At 54.3% G+C, this 8,173-nt stretch carries 9 protein-coding genes and 1 pseudogene; 3 read left to right on the forward strand and 7 right to left on the reverse strand.

The window, feature by feature from the left end; all coding sequences use genetic code 11:
* Both AB7E14_RS16650 and fadA read left to right on the forward strand, forming a co-directional pair.
* A partial coding sequence (locus tag AB7E14_RS16650) for a 3-hydroxyacyl-CoA dehydrogenase NAD-binding domain-containing protein (RefSeq protein WP_428169691.1) occupies positions 1-1,072 on the forward strand: 1,072 nt, incomplete at its 5' end.
* A 9-nt stretch (positions 1,073-1,081) separates the two neighbouring features.
* The gene (fadA, locus tag AB7E14_RS16655) at positions 1,082-2,245 is read left to right on the forward strand and encodes an acetyl-CoA C-acyltransferase FadA (protein ID WP_046402115.1); all 1,164 of its coding nucleotides are present in this window, start codon (positions 1,082-1,084) and stop codon (positions 2,243-2,245) included.
* 170 nt (positions 2,246-2,415) lie between these two features.
* On the opposite strand, the gene fre is transcribed toward fadA, so the two are convergent.
* Positions 2,416-3,117 (reverse strand): NAD(P)H-flavin reductase, encoded by a 702-nt coding sequence (fre, locus tag AB7E14_RS16660; RefSeq protein WP_044258316.1) that lies wholly within the window; start codon positions 3,115-3,117, stop codon positions 2,416-2,418.
* 38 nt (positions 3,118-3,155) lie between these two features.
* Positions 3,156-4,649: a 4-hydroxy-3-polyprenylbenzoate decarboxylase gene (gene ubiD, locus AB7E14_RS16665; RefSeq protein WP_044327658.1), complete on the reverse strand. Its 1,494-nt coding sequence runs from the start codon at positions 4,647-4,649 to the stop codon at positions 3,156-3,158.
* 168 nt (positions 4,650-4,817) lie between these two features.
* Here ubiD and rfaH point away from each other — a divergent pair, with 168 nt between their 5' ends.
* Positions 4,818-5,306 (forward strand): transcription/translation regulatory transformer protein RfaH, encoded by a 489-nt coding sequence (gene rfaH / locus AB7E14_RS16670; RefSeq protein ID WP_042998831.1) that lies wholly within the window; start codon positions 4,818-4,820, stop codon positions 5,304-5,306.
* Between the two features lie 7 nt (positions 5,307-5,313).
* Here the strand turns inward: rfaH and tatD are convergent, their stop codons facing one another.
* The 5 genes and pseudogenes from tatD to ubiB form a co-directional block, all read right to left on the reverse strand.
* Positions 5,314-6,096, reverse strand: coding sequence for a 3'-5' ssDNA/RNA exonuclease TatD (tatD, locus tag AB7E14_RS16675; RefSeq protein ID WP_046402116.1), 783 nt, complete (start codon positions 6,094-6,096; stop codon positions 5,314-5,316).
* A gap of 41 nt (positions 6,097-6,137) precedes the next feature.
* Positions 6,138-6,929 carry a Sec-independent protein translocase subunit TatC gene (gene tatC, locus AB7E14_RS16680; protein WP_042998829.1) on the reverse strand — a complete coding sequence of 264 codons (792 nt, stop codon included), beginning with the start codon at positions 6,927-6,929 and terminating at the stop codon, positions 6,138-6,140.
* Between the two features lie 2 nt (positions 6,930-6,931).
* Positions 6,932-7,462, reverse strand: a complete 531-nt coding sequence (tatB, locus tag AB7E14_RS16685) for a Sec-independent protein translocase protein TatB (protein ID WP_044327205.1) — start codon at positions 7,460-7,462, stop codon at positions 6,932-6,934.
* A 3-nt stretch (positions 7,463-7,465) separates the two neighbouring features.
* Positions 7,466-7,735 (reverse strand): Sec-independent protein translocase subunit TatA, encoded by a 270-nt coding sequence (tatA, locus tag AB7E14_RS16690; RefSeq protein ID WP_044327204.1) that lies wholly within the window; start codon positions 7,733-7,735, stop codon positions 7,466-7,468.
* Between the two features lie 78 nt (positions 7,736-7,813).
* A pseudogene (gene ubiB, locus AB7E14_RS16695) lies at positions 7,814-8,173 on the reverse strand (ubiquinone biosynthesis regulatory protein kinase UbiB); the annotation flags it as partial.

Below are 8,173 nucleotides of genomic sequence, written 5' to 3' on the forward strand. Positions count from 1 at the left end.
GATGGCGGGCGTGATTTCGACCATTCACCCTACGCTGGATTATGCCGGTTTTGATCGCGTGGACATCGTGGTCGAAGCCGTGGTTGAAAACCCGAAAGTCAAAAAAGCGGTGCTGTCCGAAACGGAAGACAAGGTTCGCCCGGATACCGTGCTGGCCTCTAACACCTCCACCATTCCCATCAGTGAACTGGCAAGCGTGCTGAAACGCCCGGAAAATTTCTGCGGGATGCATTTCTTTAACCCGGTTCACCGGATGCCGCTGGTTGAGATCATTCGTGGCGAGAAAAGCGCCGATGAAACCATCGCGAAAGTGGTCGCCTGGGCAAGCAAAATGGGCAAAACACCGATTGTGGTGAACGACTGCCCTGGCTTCTTTGTAAACCGCGTACTGTTCCCTTACTTCGCGGGATTCAGCCAGTTGCTGCGCGACGGAGCGGACTTCCGCAAAGTCGACAAAGTCATGGAAAAACAGTTCGGCTGGCCGATGGGCCCGGCATACCTGCTTGATGTTGTCGGCATTGATACAGCGCATCACGCGCAGGCCGTGATGTCCGCAGGCTTCCCGCAGCGGATGCAAAAAGATTATCGCGACGCGATCGATGCGCTGTTTGACGCCAGTCGTTTTGGTCAGAAAAACGGTCTGGGCTTCTGGCGCTATAAAGAAGACAACAAAGGTAAGCCGAAGAAAGAAGAGGATGCCACCGTTGATGACCTGCTGGCTGGCGTCAGTAACGCGAAGCGTGATTTCAGCGAAGACGAAATTATCGCCCGTATGATGATCCCGATGGTCAACGAAGTGGTGCGCTGTCTCGAAGAAGGCATTATCGCCAGTCCGGCAGAGGCCGATATGGCACTGGTTTACGGTCTGGGCTTCCCTCCGTTCCACGGCGGCGCGTTCCGCTGGCTGGATACGCTCGGCAGCGCGAAGTATCTCGATATGGCGCAACAGTATCAGCACCTCGGTCCGTTATACGACGTTCCGGAAGGTCTGCGTAATAAAGCGCGTCATAACGAACCGTATTATCCCCCGGTTGAGCCTGCCCGTCCGGTCGGCGACCTGAAAACGGCTTAAGGAGTCACAATGGAACAGGTTGTAATTGTTGATGCGATCCGTACCCCGATGGGCCGTTCGAAAGGGGGCGCGTTTCGCAACGTGCGTGCGGAAGATCTCTCCGCACATTTGATGCGTAGTCTGCTGGCGCGTAATCCGGCGCTTGAAGCGGCGGCGCTTGATGACATCTACTGGGGTTGCGTGCAGCAGACGCTGGAGCAGGGCTTTAACATCGCCCGTAACGCGGCGCTGCTGGCGGAAGTTCCACACTCCGTTCCGGCGGTGACCGTCAACCGTCTGTGCGGCTCTTCCATGCAGGCATTGCATGACGCCGCACGAATGATCATGACCGGTGATGCGCAGGCCTGTCTGGTGGGGGGCGTGGAGCATATGGGCCATGTGCCGATGAGCCACGGCGTCGATTTTCACCCAGGTCTGAGCCGTAACGTCGCCAAAGCGGCGGGCATGATGGGACTAACGGCGGAGATGCTCTCACGCATGCACGGCATCAGCCGTGAAATGCAGGATGCCTTTGCCGCACGTTCACATGCCCGCGCCTGGGCCGCCACGCAGTCCGGCGCGTTTAAGAATGAAATTATCCCAACCGGTGGGCATGACGCCGATGGCGTGCTGAAGCAGTTTAACTACGACGAAGTGATCCGTCCGGAAACCACGGTTGAAGCGTTATCTACCCTGCGTCCGGCGTTTGACCCGGTCAGCGGCACGGTTACCGCAGGAACCTCTTCTGCACTCTCCGATGGTGCCGCCGCCATGCTGGTGATGAGCGCGAGTCGTGCACGCGAGTTAGGTCTGAAACCACGCGCCCGCGTGCGCTCAATGGCGGTGGTCGGTTGTGATCCTTCCATCATGGGATACGGTCCGGTTCCGGCGTCGAAACTGGCGCTGAAAAAAGCGGGGCTTTCGGCCAGTGATATCGGTTTGTTTGAGATGAACGAAGCGTTTGCTGCGCAGATCCTGCCGTGTATTAAAGATCTGGGGTTAATGGAGCAGATTGACGAGAAGATCAACCTTAACGGCGGCGCGATCGCGCTCGGTCACCCGTTGGGTTGTTCTGGCGCGCGTATCAGCACCACGTTGTTGAACCTGATGGAACGCAAAGATGTCCAGTTCGGCCTGGCGACGATGTGTATTGGGTTGGGTCAGGGTATCGCGACCGTGTTTGAGCGGGTGTAAAGATATTCACTCATTGTCGGCCGGGTAAGCGAAGCGCCCCCCGGCTCGATTGCCGGATGGCGACGCTAAAGCATCTCATCCGGCCTACAACGAAAACGTCACGGTATAACCATTTAGTTGCCGTTCTTCCCGCCTGTCAGGGGCGGGTTTTTTCTTCTTCGTTTCTCTTCTTAGATAAATGAGAACGCATCGCCAAACAGGCGATCTTCACGTGCGCTGCGCTCATTACAGAACAGGTCACGCGCGATTTTCGCCATCTCAAAACGCCCGGCAATGTAGATGTCATGATCGGCCAGCGTTCCGTGATCCTGCATCACCGCCGTTAAGACCGTCCCTGTACGCCCACGCCAGCCGGCTTCCGGTTGTTCCACCACGGCTTCAACGCGCAGATTGGGATGGTTGACAGAGAGCGCTTCAAGTTCAGAGAGATCGTAGAGATGCTTCTCTTCACGTCCCCCCCAGTAAATCGTGACCTCACGATTGGGATTATGCGCCAGCGCCGTCAGCAGAATGGAACGGGCGTAGGAAAAACCCGTACCACCAGCAATCAGGATCAGCGGACGCTCTTCATCGTCACGCAGCCATGCGTCGCCGTGCGGGATATCTATCGTTATCTCATGGTCTTTCAGGATGCGATCCATCACTGCTTTGGCATAGAGATTAATTTCTGACGCGCCAATGTGGAGCTCAATAAAACCCTGCTCATCCGGCGTAGAGGCCATCGAGAACGGGCGTTTATCCCGCTCATCCATCACGACCATCAAATATTGACCGGCACGAAAGGAAAATGCCGCGTCGGGTACTAAACGAACACGGTATACGGTATCAGTGATAGCTTCTACCGAGGTCACTTTACAGCTTAAGGTTGTCATGCGCTCCCTCTATGGGTCTGTAGGGCAAAACGAGCGCCTCAGGCGCCTTTACCGTCATTAAAGATGGCCAGTTCATCCCAAATCGCATCAATGCGGGCGGTCACGTCGGGGTCTTTTTTAATTGGACGTCCCCACTCGCGTTGGGTTTCACCTGGCCATTTGTTCGTGGCATCCAGCCCCATTTTTGAACCCAGACCGGAGACCGGCGAGGCAAAATCCAGATAATCAATTGGCGTATTTTCTACCAGCACCGTGTCCCTGGCCGGGTCCATACGGGTGGTAATCGCCCAAATCACATCGTTCCAGTCGCGTGCATTGACGTCATCATCACAGACGATAACAAATTTGGTGTACATAAACTGGCGTAAAAATGACCAGACACCCATCATGACGCGTTTCGCATGCCCCGCGTACTGTTTTTTAATCGTGACGACGGCAAGGCGATAAGAGCACCCTTCCGGCGGCAGGTAAAAATCGACGATTTCCGGGAACTGTTTTTGCAGAATCGGCACAAACACTTCATTTAGCGCAACGCCAAGTACGGCAGGCTCATCCGGCGGACGACCGGTGTAGGTCGAATGGTAAATCGCATCTTCACGCTGGGTAATATGCGTGACGGTAAAGACCGGGAAGCTATCCACTTCATTGTAATACCCCGTATGGTCGCCATACGGGCCTTCCGGTGCCATTTCACCCGGATCGATATACCCTTCCAACACAATTTCCGCACTGGCAGGCACTTCAAGATCGTTAGACAGGCATTTAACCACTTCGGTTTTCGTACCGCGCAGCAGACCGGCAAAGGCGTACTCTGAGAGCGTGTCCGGTACCGGCGTCACCGCGCCAAGAATAGTGGCCGGATCGGCACCCAGCGCAACGGAGACCGGGAACCGTTCCCCCGGATGCGCCGCACACCACTCCTGATAATCAAGCGCGCCGCCACGATGGGACAGCCAGCGCATGATCAATTTATTTTTGCCAATCAGTTGCTGGCGATAAATCCCCAGATTCTGCCGCTCTTTATGCGGGCCACGCGTGACAGTCAGCCCCCAGGTGATGAGCGGCGCGGCATCTTCTGGCCAGCAGGTCATAATGGGGATGCGGTTTAAATCGACGTCATCGCCAGAGATGATTTTTTGCTGACAAGGCGCACCGCGCAGTCGCTTCGTCGGCATATTCAGCACCTGTTTGAACTGCGGCAGTTTATCAAACAGATCGCGGAAGCCCTTCGGCGGCTCCGGTTCTTTCAAAAAGGCCAGTAATTTACCCACTTCCCGCAGCGCAGAGACATCATCCTGCCCCATGCCCATCGCGACACGCTTTGGCGTACCAAACAGGTTACACAACACTGGCATTGAATAGCCTTTGGGGTTTTCAAACAGCAGCGCAGGGCCACCGGCACGTAACGTGCGGTCGGCAATTTCTGTGATTTCCAGATATGGATCCACTTCAAGCGTAATGCGTTTGAGTTCACCCTGTTGTTCAAGCAGCGTCAGGAAGTCGCGTAAATCGTGATATTTCATGGCGTCCATTGTGGCCTCTTCGTAAGCGCCTCATTATACGGCGTTCATCATCGTGATGCTGTATTTTTGTTAAATTAGCGTGAACTCTGGCAGCCCACCGCCGCCACCGGGATTATAATTAACTTCACGCCTTACATTTGCTATGCTTGCGCCCCGAATAAGCGGATAAGAGCCATTATGCAATCCTGGTATTTACTGTACTGCAAACGCGGGCAACTTCAGCGTGCTCAGGAACACCTCGAAAGACAGGCAGTGAGCTGCCTGACACCGATGATCACCCTGGAAAAAATGGTGCGTGGAAAACGTACTGCAGTCAGCGAACCCCTGTTCCCTAACTATCTGTTCGTGGAATTTGACCCGGAAGTGATTCATACCACGACGATCAATGCCACGCGCGGCGTCAGCCATTTTGTCCGCTTTGGCGCATCACCGGCAATTGTCCCTGCCACGGTGATTCATCAGCTCTCCGTCTATAAGCCAGAAGGCATTGTCGACCCTGAAACGCCTTACCCCGGCGACCGTGTGGTCATTACGGAAGGGGCTTTTGAAGGCCTGCAGGCGATCTTCACTGAACCGGACGGTGAAGCGCGTTCCATGCTGCTGCTCAACCTGTTGAATAAAGAGGTGAAGCAGAGCGTGAAAAACACCGGTTTCCGTAAGCTTTAACGGCGACTTAAAACGACATTCCAAACAGTTTCCTGACGTTCGCATCCGTTGTGGCGGAAAGCCACTGCGGATCGTCTCCGCGCCAGTGGGCAATACGCTCAAGAATATGTGGCAGATATGCCGGTTCGTTACGTCGCGATGCGGGTTTCGGCGAGAGATCGCGCGGCAACAGATACGGCGCATCGGTTTCAATCAGCAACTGTTCGGCCGGAATAAACGGCAGCAATTCGCGCAGTTCCAGCCCACGACGCTCATCACAGACCCAGCCTGTAATGCCGATATGTAATCCTCTGTCGATACAGTCCTGCATTTCTTCACGCGTGCCGGTAAAACAGTGCAGCACCGCACCCGGGAGTTTATCCAGCCACGGATCCAGCAGCGTCAGAAATCGTGCATGCGCATCACGACAATGCATAAAAACCGGCATCTGTAACTCAGCAGCGATACGCAACTGCGCATCAAACGCCCGCTCTTGTTCCTGCGGAGTGGAAAAATTACGATTGAAATCAAGGCCACATTCGCCAATCGCCACGACCTCAGGCATTGACGCCAGCGCCGCAATCGCCTCCTCTGTGGCAGGCTGCCACTGGCTACTGTCGTGCGGGTGAACACCGGCCGTCGACCAACAGTGAGGATAAATGTGCGCCAGTCGTTGCGCCTGTTGGCTTTCATGCAGGTTTGTTCCGGTGAGAAGCAGGCCCTTCACGCCAGCAACCCTCGCGCGTGCCACAACCTCATCACGGTCTTTTAAAAACTGCGAGCTGGTTAAATTAACGCCGATATCAAACATGCTTCGCTCCATATGACAACCGCCCTGGCGGGCGGTTGAATTTACTCTTCTGTCTTCTCGGCTTTCTCAGCTTCGGCTTCCGATTCCGCCTCGTTATCTTCATCCCGTGTCTGTCGCTTACCGACATAGAAACGTGAGAAGAAAACGCCGACCTCAAACAGGAAGTACATCGGAATCGCCAGTAACGTCTGCGAAAAAACATCCGGCGGCGTCAGCAACATCCCTACCACAAACGCGCCAACTAACACATAAGGCCGTTTTTTACGCAAATCTTCCGGTGTCGTCACCCCCATCCAGCAAAGCAGCACGATGGCAACAGGCACCTCAAACGAGACCCCGAACGCCATAAACAGCGCCATGACAAAGCTCAGATAGCTGGCAATATCCGTCGAGACCTGCACGCCTTCCGGCGCGGTATTGGCAAGGAAGCCAAACGCCAGCGGGAACACGACAAAGTAGGCAAACGCCATGCCGATATAGAACAGTAACGAGCTGGAGATCAGTAACGGCACCACCATGCGGCGTTCATGCTTATACAGCGCTGGCGCGATAAACGCCCAGACCTGATAAAGGATCACCGGCGCTGACAGGATCAGCGACACCATGAAGGTTAATTTGATCGGGGTGAAGAACGGTGATGCGACATCCGTCGCGATCATGGTTGCGCCCTGCGGCAACTGTTTGATAAGCGGCGAGGAAACCAGGTGATAGATGTCATTGGCAAAATAGACCAATGCCAGAAAAATCACGATAACCGCAATAATGCAGTTAAGCAGACGTTTACGCAGCTCAATCAGGTGCGTGATAAGCGGTTGAGTATCTTCTACAGCCATGTTTACGGTTTATCACTCGACGTAGGGGAGGAGCCAGCAACAGGAGCAGCGGTTTTCGGTTCAGCGTCCTTCACGTTGACGACAGGAGACGTCTCCCCGACAATCTCAGGAGCCTGTTCCGGTGCGCTGGCCTGGACTTCAGCAGTAGCGGGCGTGACCCCTTCATGCTGTTCTTCGTTCCCTTTCACCACCGGGTTATGGATGGTGTGCGCTTCGTCGCTCGCTTTTTCGGGCTCGTTCGCGCTATAGGAACGTTTCATTGACTCCGCCGCCTGGCGCAGTTCATCCATCGAGGCTTTCAGCTCGGGAGTCAGATTTTCCAGGCTCGCTTTCTCAACCTTTTTCAGGCTGTCCTGAAACTCCTGGAGCTTAAGTTCCTGGGTCAGTTCATTCTGAACGGTGGTCGCAAGGGATCGCAATGCGCGTACCCAGCCAGCTATCGTTTTGACGGCTACCGGCAATCGCTGCGGCCCCAGTACGACGAGGCCGATAATAAACACCAGTAACAGTTCGCTAAAGCCGATATCAAACACGAATTACACCTGCTCTTTATCGTGGCTTTTCGCGTCTTCTGTTTTCGCCGTTTCTTTAGCAGCGTCTGCCGGTTTGTCAGTAATAGACTTCGCGGTAAAGTCAGCGTCCTGACTGGCTTTATCCTGTTTAGCATCATCATCACTCATGGCTTTTTTGAAGCCTTTGATGGATGCGCCAAGATCGGAACCGATGGAGCCGAGCTTCTTGGTGCCAAACAACAGTACAACGATGACGGCAATGATCACCAACTGCCAAATACTGATACCACCCATACATGTTCCTCTGTGATAGATGATGAATTAATAAGGCCGTAGTATACGTTACCCGGCCTGCCTTGAGCGATGAAAAAATCAGCGAGTTTTGCGCCAGCCGACAATCCAGGCGACCAGACCGCCTGCCATCAACCAGCCGGGCATATAGCCCCATTCAGGACGATTAATCAACAGGAATGTCCCACTCAATAGTAACGTGGCTCCAATTCCCAATAAGTAACGGGATTGGCCCTGACGCACATGATTCTCCTGAAGCTCGCGCGCAATCTTATCAACACTGTGCTGTAAATATTTGCCCTGGCGCAAACTGTCGTACACCAGTTCAGGGAGTTCTGGCATTTTTTCGACCCAGAACGGCGCTTTTTCCTTAAATGCCCTGACCAGCGCCGGAATACCGACCTGATCTTTAATCCATGATTCCAGAAAAGGCTTCGCCGT

Origin of the sequence: Citrobacter sp. (assembly GCF_050252275.1) — a bacterium.
Taxonomy (GTDB): Bacteria; Pseudomonadota; Gammaproteobacteria; order Enterobacterales; family Enterobacteriaceae; genus Citrobacter_A; species Citrobacter_A amalonaticus.

Bases quoted from the DNA above. Each gene is read 5' to 3' on its own strand.
- fadA (WP_046402115.1), top strand. From the start codon at position 1,082: ATGGAACAGGTTGTAATTGTTGATGCGATCCGTACCCCGATGGGCCGT.
- fre (WP_044258316.1), bottom strand. From the start codon at position 3,117: ATGACAACCTTAAGCTGTAAAGTGACCTCGGTAGAAGCTATCACTGAT.
- ubiD (WP_044327658.1), bottom strand. From the start codon at position 4,649: ATGGACGCCATGAAATATCACGATTTACGCGACTTCCTGACGCTGCTT.
- rfaH (WP_042998831.1), top strand. From the start codon at position 4,818: ATGCAATCCTGGTATTTACTGTACTGCAAACGCGGGCAACTTCAGCGT.
- tatD (WP_046402116.1), bottom strand. From the start codon at position 6,096: ATGTTTGATATCGGCGTTAATTTAACCAGCTCGCAGTTTTTAAAAGAC.
- tatC (WP_042998829.1), bottom strand. From the start codon at position 6,929: ATGGCTGTAGAAGATACTCAACCGCTTATCACGCACCTGATTGAGCTG.
- tatA (WP_044327204.1), bottom strand. From the start codon at position 7,735: ATGGGTGGTATCAGTATTTGGCAGTTGGTGATCATTGCCGTCATCGTT.